Origin of the sequence: Treponema berlinense, from assembly GCF_052273165.1 — a bacterium.
GTDB classification, from domain to species: Bacteria; Spirochaetota; Spirochaetia; order Treponematales; family Treponemataceae; genus Treponema_D; species Treponema_D berlinense_A.
This window is the reverse complement of sequence record NZ_DAVZIU010000015.1, coordinates 1-18193: the sequence shown is the minus strand read 5'-3', so window position 1 is coordinate 18193 and position 18193 is coordinate 1. Positions and strand designations below refer to the sequence as shown.

The window sequence follows — 18193 nt, the reverse complement described above, 5'->3', positions numbered from 1 at the left end:
ATGAAATTTATGAAAAAAATTGTAAAACTTTCTGACAAAAATTTTTTTTCAAAATTGATTCCTGACACGCCGGAAATAATCTGCCTTTGCGGACAGATGGCGGCAGGAAAAAACTATGTCGCTCAAAAACTCTGCTCGCAAACTTCGGACAAAAAATGCGTTTCCCTCGACCTCGACAAGACAGTGCATCTTGCAATCGAAAAACTCACGCCTAAAATTCTCCAAACCTTTGAGAAAGACGCAAAAAAAGCAAAAATCGAACTGCAAAACAAAGACGGCAGCCTCAACAGGCGTGCACTCGGCGCCCTGATTTTTGCTCGCCCCGACTTGCTAAAAAAACAAGAAGATCTCGTTTATCCGGAGACTGTCCGCCTTGTAAAAGAATTTATCGATCAAAATAAAGGCAAAACCGTTTTTCTAAATGCGACAGTTCTTTACAAGACTCCGCAACTTTTGAAGCTTTGCTCAAAAATCTATTTTGTCACTTCACCATTCATAAAACGCCTTGTACGCGCAAAACGCCGCGACAAAATGCCCCTCAGACAGATAATAAAACGTTTTAAAACCCAGAATAAGCTTCTTTCCGAATATAAAAAAACAAAACTTCCTGTCATCTTCATAAAAAACTAAACATTTTTTTTTGAAATTCCGATAAAAACTATAGTGAAAAAATTGCACTGTATCGGGAGCTAAAATATTATGGAACAGAAAAAAACTTTATGGATTGTCGCTGCATCAGGTGTATTTTTATTGGTAGTCGCAGGCGCCGCACTTTTGCTTTCCTTTCAAAAAACAGGCACATCTCAAATTTATTCAAATCCTGCTGACGGCTGGGTTTCTTCTGCAAAAGTTTCGGATTCATCAATTTTTGCAGAAAACAATCAGGCATTAAACAGCAACACGCAGACCGCAGAGCAGAATGCCGTTCAACCTTTGCCACAGTCAGACGCAAATACAATTGCACAGACTGGATTTGAACCTCAGAACCAGTTTGCTCAAAACACAAATCAACAGAACGAAAGCGCTTCTCCAAACGAAAATCCAATCAATGCAAAAAATGTAACCGTAATTACAGACAGTGCCCTCGTTTACGGAACAGGAACAACCACAACAATCGACTTAAATGCGCTCAAAACAAATCCAAATGCCGTTTCGCAAGTTACCCCTCAAAACACTTACACGGCAGACCAGATAAACGAAAATAACAGAAGCGAAAAATCAGAAAAGCCATCTGTTCCGCAAGCTCAAACAGAATCAAAGCCAAAAACAGTTGCAAAAACAACCGCCGTTTCAAAAACACTTCCAAAAAAAGAAATTCCAGCAAAAACAGTTACAGCAACTGCAAAAACATCTTCAAAAACCGCAAAATCAGCAAAATCAGCAAAAACTACGGCTCAAAAACCTGTTTCTTACTGGATTCAGGTTGGCTCATACGAAGCAAAAAAATCCGCAGACGAAGCACGCACAAGTCTCGAAAACAACAAAATTCCGAACGAAGTGTTCACTTACAACGACGCAAAAGGAAAATTATTTTACCGGGTACGCGTTGGTCCTTACACAACAAAGAGCGAAGCCGAATATTGGCAAAAACGCATTGCTTCAACAAACGAATTTGCAAAAGTAAAAAGTTATATAGTTCAAAATTAAGGGCGGCTGGGGCAATTCTTGCCCCACCATGCTTTCCGGGGCTACGACCAAACGCAGGCGTTTGTTTGCCTCCGGCACCCCTCCAATCATTGCCGCAGATTAAAAATCCCGCTTTTATTCAAAAATATTTCCAAAAATTGTCAAAAATCAACATTCATCTCAATTTATATTGTGATGAAAAAATTATTTCTATTAGCTTTTATTCTGCAAATATTTTTTCCAGTTTTCGGAAAAGCGCCGCAATTCAACTTTGAATTAAAATCCAGCGGAAATTTTTATTTTTCTGCAAACGAACAAACTTCTTTTTTAGGATCAGGCGGAATTTTGATAAACTTCGGCTCACTTTTTTTGAGAGGTTTTGTTTCTGTTCCAAAAAGCGAATTTTCAGAAATTTCTTCTGCCTTTAAATCGAAAAATTTTAATTCAATTTTTTCAGACAGACGCTGGAGCGCAAATTCAACTCTTTTTAAAAACACAATTCCTTTAACGCTTGCCGCAGGTTCAATCGGTTTTTCAAAATCGATTGGACGATTAAAAAATCCTGTGCCCGCAATTTCGTCAAATCCTGTTCAAAAAAGTTTTCCGGTTTCGGCAGGAATCGGTTTTTCACTTCCGACAATTTCTTCTACCGAAAAGCCGCCCGCCTTTTTTTGCAGTCTGGATTTTTTTAAGAAAAACATTCCGTTTTTAGCCCAGGCGGCATTCCGAAACGAAGACCGGGCGGCTTTTTTTAGCTCAAAAACAAAAATTCATTTTTCAAAAAAAGTATTTTTTCAAAGCCACATAACTTTTTCTTCAACAATTCTGGAAAAAAATTCTTCGTATCTAAAAAAAAACAACTGTGATTTTACAAGCCAAAGATGCAATTCATTTTTCTGGGAAAACTTTTTTATTTCGCCCTTTTTTAAATTCAATTTTTATTCATGCTTTCAGCAAAATCCTTACGGAATCACCGTTTTTTATTTTAATTCAAAAATAAGGCTTTCTGCGCAAAATTTTATTCTGGAGGCTTCGTTTTTTGCAATTCCTACGACAAAAATTTCTCCAAAAGCAGTTCCACTCATTTCCTCAGATTCTTCAATTATCAAAACAGTTGAGCAGGCTTCCTTAAATCCGCAGCTTGTTTTTCTTACGAACAGCGGAAATTTGCTCAGGTTCGGCGTAACTGCCACAGAAACCTGGAAAATTGCCGGAACAAGCGAAGTTTCTTCGATAAATACTGCAAAAATTGTGGCAGGTTTTACCTTTGAAAAACCAAATTTCTCGTTCAAATCAAATTTTACTGGCGGAAACCTCCTTATTTCTGGAAATCCGCCTTCAAAAAGTTCAATTCCAAACAAGTTTTACGAAATTCTGTTCGGCATATCAAAAACTTCTCCAGCTTTTTCAGAAAATTTTATTATAAAAGGAAGACAATATCCGCCTCAAAACGAAAATGACAGCGTAAAACAGGAAATTTCTCTGGATTCTTCAATATCTGTCGGAAAAAAGCGCAACATAAAACTTTCAGGTTCGCATACTTCAGTTTTATCCAACGGAATAAAAGACAGCAGCACATATTCTCTGTCCGCTGTCTGGAAAATCAAAAAAAAACACTTTTCATCATCAATTAAAATCACATTCAAACAAAAAAACTAACAAAAATTGATTATTTTCAATGGCAGGCTTTTATTTTTAAGGAATTAAAGTAATTTTTACTTTTACCAATTGAATAACGTACAAATTTCAGTTATATTGTTTTAATCTACCGTTATCTTGAAATCATTATATATGATGAATTTTTAAACGGTTTTAAAATTGTAAACTTTTTTTTGAGAGGTAACAATATGGCTTTTGATATTACTAAAGTACGTAATATCGGTATCAGTGCCCACATTGACTCAGGCAAAACAACAACTTCTGAACGTATTTTGTTCTATTGTAACAAAATTCACGCTATTCACGAAGTTCGTGGTAAAGACGGTGTTGGTGCTGTGATGGATAACATGGAACTGGAACGCGAACGCGGTATTACAATCCAGTCAGCTGCAACACAGGTTCAGTGGAAAGACACAACAATCAACTTGATCGACACACCGGGACACGTTGACTTTACAGTAGAAGTAGAACGCTCTCTTCGCGTTCTTGACGGTGCAATCATGATTCTCTGTGCTGTAGCAGGTGTTCAGTCACAGTCTATTACAGTAGATCGCCAGCTCAAACGCTATCATGTACCTCGTATTGCATTCGTAAACAAATGTGACCGCCAGGGTGCAAATCCTATTCGTGTATGCGGTCAGCTCCGCGACAAGCTCGCTCTCAACGCACACATGGTTGAACTTCCAATCGGTCTTGAAGACAAACTTGAAGGTGTTGTAGACCTAGTTGGAATGAAAGCAATTTACTTCGACGGCGAAAACGGAGAAAACCTCCGCTATGCAGATATTCCAGCTCACATGAAAGACGATGCTGCACGCTACCATCAGGAATTGGTTGAAGAAGCAGCAAACTTCGATGACGCTCTTATGGAAAAAGTTCTCGAAGGTGAAGAACCAACAGAAGAAGAACTCATCGCTGCAATCCGCAAAGGAACTCTTGCAGAGCAGTTCGTTGGTGTATTCTGCGGTTCAGCTCACGTAAACAAAGGTATCCAGCCACTTCTCGACGGTGTTCTCCGCTACCTTCCTGATCCAACAGAAGTTCACAACTACGCTCTCGACCTCGACAAAAACGAAGAACAGGTTGAACTTTTCAACGTTCCAGACAAGCCAGCTGTTGCACTCGCATTCAAACTCGACGACGGTCAGTTTGGTCAGCTCACATACATCCGTATTTACCAGGGACGTGTTCCAAAAGGATGCGAACTCACAAATACTCGTACAGGTAAAAGATTTAAGGTTGGTCGTCTTGTTCGTATGAACTCGGCAGCAATGGAAGATATTTCTGTAGGTGAACCAGGCGATATCTGTGCATTGTTCGGTGTTGACTGTGCTTCAGGCGATACTTTCTGTGCAGAAGGAATCAACGTTGCAATGACTTCTATGTTCGTTCCAACTCCTGTAATTTCTCAGGCTGTTCGTCCAAAAGACAAGTCAATGGCAGCAAACTTTGCTAAAGCTCTCAACCGCTTTACAAAAGAAGACCCTACTTTCCAGACAGAACTTGATCCTGAAAGTAACGAAACAATCATCAAAGGTATGGGTGAACTTCACCTTGCAGTATACGTTGAACGCATGAAGCGTGAATACAAATGCGAAGTAGAAGTAACTCCTCCAAAGGTTGCTTACCGCGAATCAATCCAGGCTCGTGCAGACTTCAACTACACACACAAAAAGCAGACTGGTGGTTCAGGTCAGTACGGACGCGTTGCAGGATTCATGGAACCTCTCGCTGACAAAGACTACGAATTTGTAGACGCAATCAAGGGTGGCGCAATTCCTAACGAATACATTCCTTCTTGTGATAAAGGTTTCCGCCGTGCAATGGAAAAAGGCTCTCTTATCGGAGCTCCAGTTGTTGGCGTAAAAATGACAATCAACGACGGTCAGTATCACCCGGTTGACTCTTCCGATATTGCATTCCAGACAGCTGCTATCGGTGCATTCCGCGAAGCTTATGAAAAGGCAAAACCAGTTATTCTTGAACCAATCATGAAGGTTTCTATCGAAGGACCTACTGAATTCCAGGGAAATATGTTCGGTCTTATCAACCAGCGCCGTGGTGTAATTCTCGAATCAACAGATGAAAACAATACCTCAACTGTAAACGCAGAAGTTCCACTTTCAGAAATGTTCGGATTCTCAACAATCCTTCGTTCTTCTACACAGGGAAAAGCTGAATTTACAATGGAATTCCTTAAATATGGAAAAGTTCCAAACGCTGTAGCTGATGAACTTATCAAAAAGCATCAGGAAGCAAAAAAGAACGCTTAATTCGATTTAAGTAACTCAAAAAAGTCCGGTATTTTACCGGACTTACATTTCCTATAGGAGAAACACATGGTAAAACAGGATCTTTACAATAAAAGCCCAGTTCGCCTTTTTGATGCTGCAACAGAAGGTGGTCTAAAAGAAGGTGGCCTCGGTCTCGTTACTTCTAAAAAAGGTTTGGGAAAAACATCAGTGCTTGTTCAGTTTGGAATGGACACTTTGTTAAAAGACGAACAGCTTGTTCACGTAACTTTTGACCTTCATTCTTCAAACGTAATTTCATGGTACGATGGAATCTTTGCAGAAATTGCAAAAAAATCAGCAGGAAACAGTGCAGAACTCAAAACAGATGTAGTTTCTAAACGCACAATCCTCAACTTCTCTCTCGATAATTTCTCTGTTACAAAAGTTGTAAACACACTCAAAGCCCTTTCTTCAGCAGGAATTGCTGTAAAAGGCGTTGTAATGGACGGAATCGACTTTACAAAAGTTTCAGAAGACGATGTTAAGGCAGTTGCAGACTATGCACAGTCAGAAAAAGTAACTGTATGGACATCTGCAACATCAGAAGGCGCTAAACTTGCAGACGTAGTTCCTGCAAATTTGGAAAAATACTTCGATGTTGTTGTAAACCTCGCTCAGACAGGTTCAAACGTTGCTGTAGACGTTCTTAAACTCGACGACAAAAAAGACGTAGAATCTGGTCTTAAGCTTGATTCAAAAACATTGCTTATTTCTAAATAAACATAATTTTTTTGAATCAACAAAAAGCCCGTGGCATCCGCCACGGTTTTTTTATTGTATTTACGGCTCGCGAACCAGTAAAATCTTATTTCCACGGACACAAAAACGAACTCAATTTTCTTTGACCGAGCGATTCTTTATCATCCGCGATCAATTCATCCCACGGAACAGAAGTCCGCTTTTCTTTATCTTCCAGATAATCCGGGTGTTCTTCAAACCAATCGTATTTGTAAAGGCGCAGACGACATGCATTCGTACAACTGAGCGTAATTCCATTCAATCCAGGAATAAGACCAAATGTAAGGATCGTCAGAATACAAAGTACAAGATTATGCAAAAGCATTAAAAACGAAAACCCCGCATTGTCAAAATATACAATAAACGATTTTTTCAAGTTTTTTCCAAAAGTATTGTCTTCCTGCAAAAAATACAACGGAACAAACCACTGCAAAGCCATAACAACAATAAAAAAGAACCAGGCAAGAACCGCAGCAAGCAAAATGCTCATCAAACTTCCGTTTTTAAGATACATTCCAAGATAAAAACTAAAGGCAATTCTTACAACCAAAATCAAAACCGCAAGCAATACACCAAAAATAAAGCCAGTTAAAAAGCATTTTTTTATGGAAGCAAGAAACAAGCTCCATTTTGGCGAATTAAAATCGGCAATTTTACGCGCATTTACTCCCCATGAAAACACAACGCTCATCAAAACTCCAGCACACAGAACAAAAACTACGTTGGGAAGATAAGGATTTATTGCAGCAGAAGCAGAAATGGCAAAATAAGAGCCAATTCCAATTGCAACAGGCAAAACATTTGTCAAAATAAGATAAAAAAGATTATCCCAAACATCACAAAAATTTTTTTTCAAAAAAAATCCGAACATTTTTTCTCCAGCAGATTTTATTTTTAATCAGTATAGTTTTTATTCTAGAATAATCCAGAGATTTTTCCGTCATCGTCTACATCGATATTCAAGGCAGCGGGCAACTTTGGAAGACCAGGCATTGTCATAATATCTCCGGCGAGCACAACGACAAAGCCTGCACCGCTGTAAAGCTGGCAATCGCGCACAGGAAAAACATAATCTTTTGGAGCGCCAATCAATTTTGGATCATGACTGATAGAATTTTGAGTTTTTGCAATACAAACAGGCAATTCCTTAAAACCACGCTCTTCGTATTCACGAAATTTTTTAAGAACGCTAGGAGGAAATTCAACAGACTTTGCACGGTAAATTTCTGTAGCAATAACGCGAACCTTGTCTGCAAGCGAAAGATGAGATTCGTAAAGATAATGAAACTTAGACTCTCCAGCTTCGGCAATTTCGACAACTGTATGGGCAAGCTCGGTCATGCCTTCTCCACCTTTGCCCCAGCCTTCGCACAAGACAGCCTTTGAGCCTTTTTCCACGCAAAGTTTTTTCAAAAGCTCAATTTCTTCTTCAGTGTCCGTAACAAATTTATTTATTGCAACAACGGAAGGAACTCCAAATTTAGAAATATTTTCAATGTGAACGGCAAGATTTTCAAATCCCTTTCTTAAAGAGTCGGTATCTGGCGCAGAAAGATCGGCTTTTGCAACTCCGCCATGCATCTTAAGGGCGCGGACAGTAGCAACAATTACAACTACGTCGGGGCTTAAGCCAGCAGTGCGACACTTAATGTCCATAAATTTTTCTGCACCAAGGTCAGCGGCAAAACCAGCTTCTGTAACAACATATTCACCACAAGCAAGGGCACTGTATGTTGCATTGATAGAATTTGTTCCCTGCGCAATATTTGCAAACGGGCCTCCATGAACAAATACAGGATTTTTTTCCAAGGTCTGCACAAGATTAGGACGAATAGCATCTTTTAAGAGAGCGGCAATCGCTCCAGTACACTTTAATTCACCAAATCTTACTGCCCTTTTATCGTAAGTCTGACAGATTGTAATATTGTCAATTCTCTTTTTTAAGTCAGAAATCGAAACCGAAAGACAAACAATCGCCATAAGTTCCGATGCAACCGAAATTACAAAATGATCTTCTCTCGGAACACCGTCTGTTCTTCCGCCAAAACCAATTGTAATATTCCGCAACGCCCGGTCATTAAGGTCAACACAGCGCTTCCAGGTAATTGTGCGCGGATCAAGACGGAGAGCATTTCCCTGCTGAATATGATTGTCGATTAAAGCCGAAATCAGGTTGTTCGCAATCGAAATCGCATGAATGTCGCCTGTAAAATGCAGATTAATTTCTTCCATTGGAACAATCTGTGCATAACCGCCACCGCACGCACCGCCTTTTATGCCAAAACACGGTCCCAAAGAAGGCTCGCGCAAAGCAATGACAGCTTTTTTGCCAATTTTATTCAAACCGTCGCCCAAACCAATCGAAACAGTAGATTTTCCTTCGCCAGCAGGAGTCGGCGTTACGGCCGTAGTCAAAATCAACTTTCCGCGATTTTTAGGATCAAGAACTTTTTTCTGAAATTTGCGAAGTTCAGGCATAGTAATTTTTGCTTTGTATTTTCCGTAAAAATCAAGACAATCTTCTTCAATCCCAATTTTTTTTGCAACATCTGCAATCGGAGCCATTTCATTTTTCTGAGCAATTTCAATATCTGAAAACATTTCAAAACCTCGCAAAATAATATTCTCACATTTTAATAAAATTCAACCGTATTTACAACAAACAAAAAAAACAATAACAATCTGTTGTTTTTCAAATTTACTACTTGTTTTTTCCGTAAAAGGTTATAATTCATTCAATGATTTACGATCAAAATTCAATTTTAAGCCTGATTTCGCACGTTCACTCTCAAAGCCAAAATTTTCTGCAAAAAAAACTTTCAGCTCTTGGCCTTACAAAACTCGCAACTAGCCACGGAAACATTCTTTTTTGCCTTAGCCGCACAAAAAGCCTTTCGCTCAGCGAACTTTCTCAAAAAATAAACCGCGACAAATCCACAACAACAGCACTCGTAAAAAAACTCGAACAAGCTGGCTTAGTTGAACAAAAAAAAGACCTGGACGACAGCCGCAAAAAGCAGATCCAGCTGACTTCAAAAGGAAGCCAATATAACAAAAAAACAAACGATTTATCAAATGAACTTATACAAAACTGCTGGAAAAATTTTTCCGACCAAGAAAAAACACAGCTGGTTTCTCTCTTAAACAAATTGTCAGCAAATCTGGAAAAATAATAATATATAAAAAATTCAGCGCTCAAAAAAAAACGGCGGTTAATTATCTTGCGCCTATGACAACAAGTTTAACCGCCGTGTTTTGGTTGTCTAAAAAACTTACTTCACCTTTCCGTCTTTGTATACTTCTACGGTCAGGAATTTTCCGTTTGCTCCGATTTTCTTTCCGTCGATTTCTACAAAACCAGAGTTTGTGTGCAACCCCATTTCTGCAAACTTGTCGGCTTTTACAAAGCAAAGCTCTTCTTCCGGCGCGCTAAATCCTTCTGGTTCAAGAATTGTTCCAACTTCAAACTGCGGTGCAAAAATAACTTCGCAAGTCTCTTTGTCAGTAACAGCTGGGTCAGAAGCGGCGAGAAGCATTCCATTACTGCGAACTCCGCGGAAATTTGCAGGCTTTAAGTTGTAAACCAAAACGATGTTCTTTCCCAAAAGCTCTTCTGCCTTATAGAACGGAACAATCGAGCTTACAATCTGCCGTGGCTCTGGATCGCCTGTGTTAAGAGTTAAAATATAGAGGAAAGCGCCACCAGGATGCTGCTCAACTTTTTCAATCTTACTTACCTTTAAAATTACACGTCTGCTGAATCTTTCTGCAGGAGGAAGTTTATCAATCTGCTCTGGAGTAAGTTTTTTTTCGGTTGTCTTTTTCTGCAATTTTGATTCGTCAACACCTTCAATGCTTGCTAAAAGACGCTCGAGTTTGCCAGCTTCGATTATGCGCATAAAACTTCCAAGGCGAGGTCCCTGGTCTTTTCCAATAATAACTTCGTAAAGAGCGGTAAAAAGCTGTTTTGCGTCAATACCAAGAGAAGTTGCAACTGCGTAAATTGCTTCCTGACAATCTCTGTCTGTCTGGAACGAAGAAATTTTCGGAAGAACTTCATCGTGAACTTTTTTAACAGCATCTGCCAATACATGCGGAAGTTTTGCTGTCGTTCCGTCATCGCGGATTTTAAAGCAGAAGTCTGGCGCACAATCAGGTGCACTTTCGTTAATCCAGTACCAGGCACAAACACAGCGACGGCGTAAAACTTCTTCCTGTTCTGGTTTTACATCTCCAAGGCTCTTGATTACAGCATCGATATCGCCCGAATAAGTCTGCAAAAGGGTCGTCAAAAGGCGGAAACCAATCTGATAAGGCTCAACTTTCGGGAATCCTGGTTCAACCTGACTCAGTTCATAAATGCGCTTTTCGTGATTTATTATTGATTCGCGCTTTTTCTCATCTTTTTCCTTAGGAAGCTCTTTTCCCCAGGCAATGCGTTCTGTACGGTCGTACGCCTCGTAAACAGTAACAACGTCAAGATCAAAACTGATAGAAAATTCGTGGTCAACCTTGTTCTGAGCAAAAATGTAGCGCAAAACTTCTGGTTGGTAAACTTCGAGAGCGTCAACCAAAGAAATTACCTTTCCTTTTGAAGAAGACATTTTTCCAGGAACGCCCTTAAGCTTTACAAAGTCGTATTTCATTGTAACAGGAGCATCCCAGTTGTAAAGGCGCTTAGAAACAAGTTTTGCAGTATCATAAGAACCGCCTGGAGAAATGTGGTCTTTTCCGCCCGGTTCAAACACAACTTTTTCTTCATTCCATCTCATCGGCCAATCAACGCGCCAGCCGAGCTTAAACTCTTTTGAAGTGCGCAGGTCGCCTTTTTCTACATGACCGCAACTTGTACATTTGTAAGTAATTCCGTATTCACCGTCATAATCCAGAATTTCGGTCGTGTCTTTGTTACAGTTACAGCAGAAAGCAGCAACAGGCCAGTAAACATCTTCTGGTTTCATTTTGTGTTCGTCATCACGGTAAGTGTTAAGACAGTCTTTAATTACATCGCGATGCTGCATTGCAGTTTTCATGCCTTCAGCGTAGCGGTTTGCACGATAACGGCTCGCCTGATACAAAAATTCAGGATGAATTCCAACGCGAGGAAGCTGGGTTTCAATGTCCTTTTCGTGATGGCGCGCATAATTTTCGTCACGTTCAAAAGTATCAGGAACCATAGTAATTGGATAGCGCAAATATTTTTCCAGAACTTCTGGTTTAGGCATATTTCCTGGAACTTTTCTAAACACATCGTAGTCGTCCCAAGAATAGATAAAACGCACATTCTTGCCACGGTCGCGGAGAGCGCGGACAATCAAATCAACAGTAATAATTTCGCGGAAGTTTCCAATATGAACAGTTCCCGACGGAGTAATTCCCGAAGCGCAGGTATAAAGGTCAAGTTCGCCTTTCTGCTTGATAATTCTTTCTGCCTGCTGGTCAGCCCAATGGCAGAGTTCTGAAATGTTTCTTTCTGACATTTTTCGTTCCTAGAAAAAAATATATATATCTTCCACCGTTTATTCGGGTGGCTTTTTGCTTTGCAAAAACCGGGTCTTTCAGGGTTACGGCGTCTCGGCGCCTCCAGTATTTTTGCTGCGCAAAAACACACGCTTTGCGTCCCTTACAGCCCCTGCCACAAAAGCAGGAATTTACCAAAATTCACCTTAATTTTACATAAAAAAAGCGGTTTATACAATAAACCGCTTTTTCAGTTCAACTTACAAAATTATTTTTCAAGCCGTTCAGACTTTCTTTTTAACAAAAAGTTTATGACAGAAATAACAATCATTACCGAAGCATTTACCAAAAGAATGCAAATTGCTCCTACAAGTCCGATTTTATCGGCTACGATTCCAACAATCTGAGGAGTTATAATTCCTCCAAGAGCAGCGATTGCCAAAAGCATAGAAGTTCCAAGGTCAGAACCTACAATTGCATCAGAAGCATTGGAAACTGTGGTCGGATAAATTCCTGCAAAGAACAGACCAAGTCCGATAATCGCAAAAGTAATAATTCCCAAATTCTTTGTCGAAATCAAAAGAATAAAGAAAATGGCAGTTATAATGCAGTCAAATAGAATTATATTCTGTTTTTTTACTTTTCTCGAAACATAGGCCGTCAAAAGCCGTCCAAACAAAACTGCAAGCCAGGTAAAAGAAACCAAAGAATTTGCAAATGCCGGCGACATAATTCCTGTATTTTTAAAATATGTTACAAACCAACCGTTTACGCAGTTTTCAAGTCCCAGATAGAAAAATAGCAAAAACCCCGAAAGATAAAAAAGAGGTTGCTTCCAGAACGGAGATTTTTTTGCAAGGCTTTCTCTTTCTGTTTTTTCAGTAGCAACAGTTTTTGGAGACAAATCCAAGGTCAGCATATAAAGCGCAGAACAGAACGAAGCAATGGCAAGGGTGTAAACAATTGCGCGCCAAGTAAAATCAAACTTAAAGAACAAAGACATTACCATTGGAGCCAAAAATGCACCGATTGCAAAAACCATATGCAAAATATTAAGCGCAACTGGAGTCCCGTCGGAATTTTCATTGATGTAAGCATTGTTTATAACGCTGTAACAGCCACGACTTATTCCAAGAAGAATAAAAAGCAAAAGCATTACAGAAACATGTGGCAAAAAAGAAAGTCCCAAAAGCGACAACGGCATAAAAAGCGAAGTTATGAATATCGAAATTTTTCTTCCCACAAGTTTAGTCAAAAAAGGATTTAGAAAACTTGCAAGAAAATTTCCGATTGCAAAAAACGAAAGCAAAGAACCTGCAAGCGCAAAATTGATTTTTGCTTCATCAATTACATAGGGCAAGATTGCGCCGACAATCAAAACGACTGAACCATTTACAAAAAACGAAAAATAGTTTGGCAAAAATTTTCTAAAATTTACTTTTTTTTCCATTTTTCTATCCTAATGTCTCCATGTAAAAATATGATTTATAATTCTATTCAGTATATCACTTTTCAGAGAATGATTCAAACTCAATAAAAAAGGTATAAAAAATAATTCAAAAATTATAAAATATACTCAATAAATTATTCTGAAAATACTTCAACGAGCAGGACAATTCCTTTTTTTACACTTACCTGTGCGGTTTGCTTTGGCAAAGCTTCATTGCTCGTCGTGTAAATGTATTTTGGACTTACTTTTCCATTTTTTAACGGATATTTTGCGCCAAAAATATTCACCCCTTTTACTTTTCCGCAAACAGGAATAATCGAAAAATAACTGCACTTTTTATTTACAAAAACGGGATTTTTTCCAACAATCTGCATTTTTGAAAAATCATCGAGGACAAAAGCACTACACTTCCGCTCAAAAAGCCAGATAAGCGCAGAAACGTTGACCATAGAATGATCAAACCGTCCACCGATCATCCCAACGAGCATAAAATTTCTAAAACCTCGTCCAAACGCTTCTTTTACGGCAAAAAAAGAATCCGTATCATCTTTTTCACACGGAAGGACAATTGTTTCAGAACTTGTATCAGGTTTTTCAAAAGAATCAAAATCTCCGACAATTAAATCAGGCTCAATTTTCAGTTCTTTTGAATGAACAAGACCACCGTCACAAAAAACAAAAAAATCATCAGGAAGCAAATTTTTTTTTATCTGCTCATAATCTTGAATTTTTGCAGCCCCGAAAATCACGCAGCGACTTTTTTTTAAAATATTTTTTTTCAAACTATTCATCTTTCGCCGAAACTTTATTCAAAAATCGGATAACATTCAAAACCAGCATTGCGCAATTCGTTTCCAATTGAGCCTGACTTATTTTCATCAACCACAACAAGATAATATTTTGTTCCGCTCGGACGTATTTCTTCGGTAATATGAGAAGAAAAACCTTTTTCTTTCAATTTTAAAACCAAACCTTCTGCATTCGCCTTGTCCTTAAAAAGTCCAAGTTGCTGACGAAGAATTTTTTCATTTTTTGAATCGTCTTCGTTTTTTTCTGAATTCTCATTTTTTGACTGAATTTCCGTTTCAGAACTCTGAACACTTGCAATTTCTGGAACAGAATCTGTTTTTCTCGGAACAAAATACCAAAACGGAGCCGGCAAAGTCTGAATTTCACCTTTTACAATTGCCGATTCAAGACTTCTAGGAAAAGATTTTTTTAATTGAGCAGAATAAGTTTCTTCCCCAGTTATGTGCCATAAAGTAAGCAAAACCTGAGGCTGAACGAATTTCATCGAAGGTAGGGTCGAATAAGTTTTTAGAATTGCAACAGGTTCAGTAAGCTCAAAAGAAGTTTTTGCCTGGCATAAAATGCTCCACTGTTCATAAAGTTTTATAAAAGCGATGATTTCAGAATCAGAAGAATTCCGGACAGCAGAATTAAGATAATTTTGAGCAGTCGCCCAATCTCCTGCGCTCAAGGCACAACGCACCGCGTCAAGAACCAGCTGTTCGCTCGATTTTTTCTGCATTCCTTCGGCATCGCCTGCAGCAATTGCCGCCGCTTGAACATAAAAATTCATCGCTTCTTGAAAATTTCCGCTCTGCTCCAAAACGCCGGCCAAAAAAGCATAGCCCGAACGTTTTTCTGCAAGATTGTGCAATTCCGGAACATTTTTTTTAAGATAGATGACAGACTGCTCGAGAGTTTCTTTGCGAGCCGCCTCTTCAGCAATTTTTCTTGCAGTATTTGAATTCTGGGCAAAAACAAAAAAAACGAGGTTAAAAATAAAAAATACTGTAAAAAAACGCTTCATAACTTTCCTCACAAACAGTTTTTCAGGTCACTGGAAAATTATTTTTCTGTCTTGCCGTTATCGGTTTCTCCAGCAGGTTTTGGAACAGAATTCACGCTACTGTCGTCTTTTGCAACTTCTTTTGGTTTTGCAGATTTTTTTTCGATTGGACGACGGATTTTAAAATCAAAAATAGTCTTTTCTTCTTCGTGTTGCGCTTTTTTTTCAGCTTTTTCGGCAAGCGATTTTTGTTTTTCAGCTTTTTTTGTTTCCTTTTCGTTTATTTTTTGCGCCGCCTGCGAAATTTCTGTTTTTGACATTTTCTTTTTGAACAGGGCAAAAGGCAACATTACGACAATTCCTGCCAAAAATGATGCAAGTACCGTCAAAAAAACAGGCACGTTATGAAAATTATAAAAAATAAGGTTTACGTCGCATTTATTCGCATCTTCAAGATTAAAACCGCAAAAAATCGTTACGATTACAAGAAGAATTATCGTTCCAATCAATTTTAAAGGCATATTTTTCCTCCATGTAAAAAAGTTTGCAACGCAAACTTTTAATTCCCTAATTTATCATAATTCCCTTAAACGTATTCCCGTTCAAAGCTGTCAATTTTACCGTTACAAATGAGCCTATCAGTTTTTTATCGGCTTTGAAGGCGACTCTCTCATTTTGCTCTGTTTTGCCCAAAAGTTCATTTTCGTCGTCGCGACTCACAATATCAGCAAGAACAGTTACGGTCTTTCCAACGCGGCCACTCATAACTTCCGTCGTATGCTTTAACTGAAGGTCAATCACTTTTTTTAAGCGTTCTTTTTTTACGGCAACATCAATCTGATTTTCAAAACTTGCAGCTGGAGTTCCTTCTCTTGGATTATAATAGTACATAAACGCGCTTTCAAATTTTATTTCGTTCATAAATGAAAGAATGTCTTCAAACTGCTCTTCCGTTTCGCCTGGGAATCCAACCATTAAGTCCGTAATAAGTTCAACGTCCGGCATGGCACTGCGCAGTTTTTTTACAAGAGCTAAGAATTCTTCGCGGGTGTTTTTTCGGTTCATTCTCCGCAAAATTTCGTTGTTTCCGTGCTGGGCGGCAATATGAAAACCATGGCAGACATGTCTGTCGTTCGCAATCATCTCAATCAATTCATTGCTAAAATCGTTCGGATTTGAAGATTCAAAGCGAATCCATCGAATAGAAGAAGATGTTTCGTCAAGATGAGTGCTGATTTTTTTGAGCAATTTAGGAAAATTCAACTCTCCGCCTTCTACGGACTCGTCTTTGCAACGATAAGCGTTTACATTCTGTCCCAAAAGCGTAATCTCTTTTACGTTGCGTTTGGAAAGAAAATCAATTTCCGAAAGAATCTGTTCAACCGGTCGGCTCACTTCACGTCCGCGCACATACGGAACAATGCAGTAAGTACAAAAATTGTTGCATCCGTGCATAATAGGAACAAAGGTGCTAAACGCCTGTTCTTCATAACTGATTTTTGGGAAAGTATATTCAGAATCTTCTTCAATTTTAAAACCTTTTTTATGTTCTTCCGCAGCAGAAATTATGTCGCCAAATTTGCTTTTTCCAAAAGTTCCTACAACAAAATCAATAACAGGAAAATCTTTTTTAACGCTGTCCAAAAGACGCTCGGCCATACACCCCATCAAGACAACATAAAACGGGACAACACCATTTTTTTCAACAAAATCAACGGCTTTCTGCATTTCTTCAAGGCGGGTTTTAGCGCCAGGCTCTTTGTGACGAATTTTTTTTACGCCAGAATAATAGCCGAGCCGGCCAAAAATACGATTTTCGGCAGAACCACGCACAGAACAAGTATTTATAACAACCATGTCCGCAAGTTCCGGCTCCTCCGCCTTCGACCAGCCTCGGCTAATAAAAAGTTGTTCAATCGCGGCAGATTCCGCAATATTCATTTCACATCCATAAGTTTCAAAAAAATAAGTCATAATCTTAATTATTTTAGTAAATTTTCATCAACTTGAGAATACTAAAAAAAAACGTGGCAGGGCGCATAAAAAACACTCAAAACCACGTATTTTCTTCCAAAAAGTAATTTTTATTTTTAATCAGCAGTTTCCAAATTCTGCACAAGCATAAGCGTCATGAAAATGAATACTTTCGTAATTCGTGCATTCCACCTTAAACCATGCAAATCCCATTTTTTTAAGTCCAAGATAAACTTCCCGAACCATATCTTCTACAAAACGCGGATTTTCGTAAGCATGTTCGGTCACAAATTTTTCATCCTGACGTTTCAAAACAGAATAAAGCGGTGTCGAAGCGCAATTTTCAATCATTTCGATAATGTCTTCAATCCAAAAAAAATCCGAATACAAAACTTTTACTTTTACGCAACCGCGCTGGTTATGAGCACCAAATTCGCTTATCGCCTTGCTACAAGGACACAAAGTTGCCACAGGAACTTCAATTCCAACAAAAAATTTAGAATCCACTTCTTTTTCCAGCATCTCGCTTTCGCCTTCGTAAGTGCAATTGTACTGGATAAAACCGCTTGCACCACTTACAGGAGCTTTTTTTTCAATAAAGTACGGAAAACTTATCCTTCCAAAAGCCCTCTGTGCATCAAGTTTTTCACGAATTTCTTCGAGCATTTCCAAAAAACTCTTCATCGAAATATCAGAATGATATTTATGGAAAACTTCTATGAACCGGCTCATGTGAGTGCCCTTAAAATCGTGCGGCAAATTAACAAAAAGATTCACACAGGCAGTTGTATTCTGCACTTTGTTGTTTTTATCCAACACCTGGACAGGATATTTTACATTTTTTACACCAACTTTCTGTAACGGCACTTCCCTGGTGTCAGGCGAGTTTTGAACATCAATCATTTTTTTTACCATAATTTTTTATTCGGGCACTACCGGCAGAGCCGGTCGCTACGTTCCGGGTTCCACTTCCGCTCCATGGGGCTGTAAAAAACTCCTCAAAAACCAAGAACGGTTTTAAGACAGTCTTTTATTTTTAAGACAGCCCCACGCTGCGCGCCCTGCACATCGCTAGTGCAAGCGCTGGTTCCGCAAAACGGAACCCGCCGACAATTGCTTCGCAATTCTCGTTTATTTTACGCCGGCAGCGTTTTCCGCTGCCTCAAGAGTATTGGCGGGATTCCGCTTCGCTACCAC

The 18193-nt window shown here is 39.0% G+C and carries 15 protein-coding genes and 1 pseudogene; 6 read left to right on the top strand and 10 right to left on the bottom strand.

What is annotated here, in order from left to right:
• The 5 genes from ACT6XC_RS06405 (at position 1) to ACT6XC_RS06385 (ending at position 6299) form a co-directional block, all read left to right on the top strand.
• Positions 1 to 630, top strand: a complete 630-nt coding sequence (locus tag ACT6XC_RS06405) for a dephospho-CoA kinase (RefSeq protein ID WP_443741218.1) — start codon at positions 1 to 3, stop codon at positions 628 to 630.
• Positions 631 to 699: 69 nt separating this feature from the next.
• A complete protein-coding gene (locus ACT6XC_RS06400) occupies positions 700 to 1647 on the top strand; it encodes an SPOR domain-containing protein (protein ID WP_443741217.1) in 948 nt (315 codons plus the stop codon).
• 324 nt (positions 1648 to 1971) lie between these two features.
• The gene (locus ACT6XC_RS06395) at positions 1972 to 3285 is read left to right on the top strand and encodes a hypothetical protein (protein ID WP_443741216.1); all 1314 of its coding nucleotides are present in this window, start codon (positions 1972 to 1974) and stop codon (positions 3283 to 3285) included.
• Between the two features lie 188 nt (positions 3286 to 3473).
• Complete coding sequence (gene fusA, locus ACT6XC_RS06390) at positions 3474 to 5558, top strand: elongation factor G (RefSeq protein ID WP_443741215.1); 2085 nt, start codon at positions 3474 to 3476, stop codon at positions 5556 to 5558.
• Between the two features lie 66 nt (positions 5559 to 5624).
• Positions 5625 to 6299 carry an ATPase domain-containing protein gene (locus ACT6XC_RS06385; RefSeq protein WP_443741214.1) on the top strand — a complete coding sequence of 225 codons (675 nt, stop codon included), beginning with the start codon at positions 5625 to 5627 and terminating at the stop codon, positions 6297 to 6299.
• Between the two features lie 85 nt (positions 6300 to 6384).
• On the opposite strand, the gene ACT6XC_RS06380 is transcribed toward ACT6XC_RS06385, so the two are convergent.
• Both ACT6XC_RS06380 and ACT6XC_RS06375 read right to left on the bottom strand, forming a co-directional pair.
• The gene (locus ACT6XC_RS06380) at positions 6385 to 7188 is read right to left on the bottom strand and encodes a hypothetical protein (protein WP_443741212.1); all 804 of its coding nucleotides are present in this window, start codon (positions 7186 to 7188) and stop codon (positions 6385 to 6387) included.
• A gap of 44 nt (positions 7189 to 7232) precedes the next feature.
• Entirely contained in the window at positions 7233 to 8918 is a 1686-nt protein-coding gene (locus tag ACT6XC_RS06375; RefSeq protein ID WP_443741211.1) for a formate--tetrahydrofolate ligase, read from the bottom strand.
• Between the two features lie 137 nt (positions 8919 to 9055).
• Between ACT6XC_RS06375 and ACT6XC_RS06370 the strand changes: the two genes are divergently transcribed.
• A complete protein-coding gene (locus ACT6XC_RS06370) occupies positions 9056 to 9490 on the top strand; it encodes a MarR family winged helix-turn-helix transcriptional regulator (protein WP_443741210.1) in 435 nt (144 codons plus the stop codon).
• A gap of 99 nt (positions 9491 to 9589) precedes the next feature.
• On the opposite strand, the gene ACT6XC_RS06365 is transcribed toward ACT6XC_RS06370, so the two are convergent.
• From ACT6XC_RS06365 to folE2, 8 genes and pseudogenes are all read right to left on the bottom strand, one after another.
• Positions 9590 to 10147 (bottom strand): hypothetical protein, encoded by a 558-nt coding sequence (locus ACT6XC_RS06365; protein ID WP_443738118.1) that lies wholly within the window; start codon positions 10145 to 10147, stop codon positions 9590 to 9592.
• A 33-nt stretch (positions 10148 to 10180) separates the two neighbouring features.
• Positions 10181 to 11797, bottom strand: a pseudogene (lysS, locus tag ACT6XC_RS06360) (lysine--tRNA ligase); the annotation flags it as partial.
• A gap of 248 nt (positions 11798 to 12045) precedes the next feature.
• Entirely contained in the window at positions 12046 to 13227 is a 1182-nt protein-coding gene (locus ACT6XC_RS06355; RefSeq protein WP_443741209.1) for an MFS transporter, read from the bottom strand.
• 134 nt (positions 13228 to 13361) lie between these two features.
• Positions 13362 to 14018 carry a thiamine diphosphokinase gene (locus ACT6XC_RS06350; protein ID WP_443741208.1) on the bottom strand — a complete coding sequence of 219 codons (657 nt, stop codon included), beginning with the start codon at positions 14016 to 14018 and terminating at the stop codon, positions 13362 to 13364.
• A gap of 14 nt (positions 14019 to 14032) precedes the next feature.
• Positions 14033 to 15043 carry an SPOR domain-containing protein gene (locus ACT6XC_RS06345; protein ID WP_443741207.1) on the bottom strand — a complete coding sequence of 337 codons (1011 nt, stop codon included), beginning with the start codon at positions 15041 to 15043 and terminating at the stop codon, positions 14033 to 14035.
• A gap of 38 nt (positions 15044 to 15081) precedes the next feature.
• A complete protein-coding gene (locus ACT6XC_RS06340; RefSeq protein WP_443738101.1) occupies positions 15082 to 15543 on the bottom strand; it encodes a hypothetical protein in 462 nt (153 codons plus the stop codon).
• Between the two features lie 46 nt (positions 15544 to 15589).
• Positions 15590 to 16996, bottom strand: a complete 1407-nt coding sequence (miaB, locus tag ACT6XC_RS06335) for a tRNA (N6-isopentenyl adenosine(37)-C2)-methylthiotransferase MiaB (protein ID WP_443741206.1) — start codon at positions 16994 to 16996, stop codon at positions 15590 to 15592.
• Between the two features lie 120 nt (positions 16997 to 17116).
• Positions 17117 to 17911 (bottom strand): GTP cyclohydrolase FolE2, encoded by a 795-nt coding sequence (gene folE2, locus ACT6XC_RS06330; protein WP_443738103.1) that lies wholly within the window; start codon positions 17909 to 17911, stop codon positions 17117 to 17119.
• Between the last annotated feature and the right edge of the window lie 282 nt (positions 17912 to 18193).

Coding starts and splice junctions, on each gene's coding strand:
- ACT6XC_RS06380 (WP_443741212.1), bottom strand. CDS start 7,188: ATGTTCGGATTTTTTTTGAAAAAAAATTTTTGTGATGTTTGGGATAAT.
- miaB (WP_443741206.1), bottom strand. CDS start 16,996: ATGACTTATTTTTTTGAAACTTATGGATGTGAAATGAATATTGCGGAA.
- ACT6XC_RS06340 (WP_443738101.1), bottom strand. CDS start 15,543: ATGCCTTTAAAATTGATTGGAACGATAATTCTTCTTGTAATCGTAACG.
- ACT6XC_RS06345 (WP_443741207.1), bottom strand. CDS start 15,043: ATGAAGCGTTTTTTTACAGTATTTTTTATTTTTAACCTCGTTTTTTTT.
- ACT6XC_RS06385 (WP_443741214.1), top strand. CDS start 5,625: ATGGTAAAACAGGATCTTTACAATAAAAGCCCAGTTCGCCTTTTTGAT.
- ACT6XC_RS06355 (WP_443741209.1), bottom strand. CDS start 13,227: ATGGAAAAAAAAGTAAATTTTAGAAAATTTTTGCCAAACTATTTTTCG.
- folE2 (WP_443738103.1), bottom strand. CDS start 17,911: ATGGTAAAAAAAATGATTGATGTTCAAAACTCGCCTGACACCAGGGAA.
- ACT6XC_RS06400 (WP_443741217.1), top strand. CDS start 700: ATGGAACAGAAAAAAACTTTATGGATTGTCGCTGCATCAGGTGTATTT.
- ACT6XC_RS06405 (WP_443741218.1), top strand. CDS start 1: ATGAAATTTATGAAAAAAATTGTAAAACTTTCTGACAAAAATTTTTTT.
- ACT6XC_RS06370 (WP_443741210.1), top strand. CDS start 9,056: ATGATTTACGATCAAAATTCAATTTTAAGCCTGATTTCGCACGTTCAC.
- ACT6XC_RS06350 (WP_443741208.1), bottom strand. CDS start 14,018: ATGAATAGTTTGAAAAAAAATATTTTAAAAAAAAGTCGCTGCGTGATT.
- ACT6XC_RS06375 (WP_443741211.1), bottom strand. CDS start 8,918: ATGTTTTCAGATATTGAAATTGCTCAGAAAAATGAAATGGCTCCGATT.
- fusA (WP_443741215.1), top strand. CDS start 3,474: ATGGCTTTTGATATTACTAAAGTACGTAATATCGGTATCAGTGCCCAC.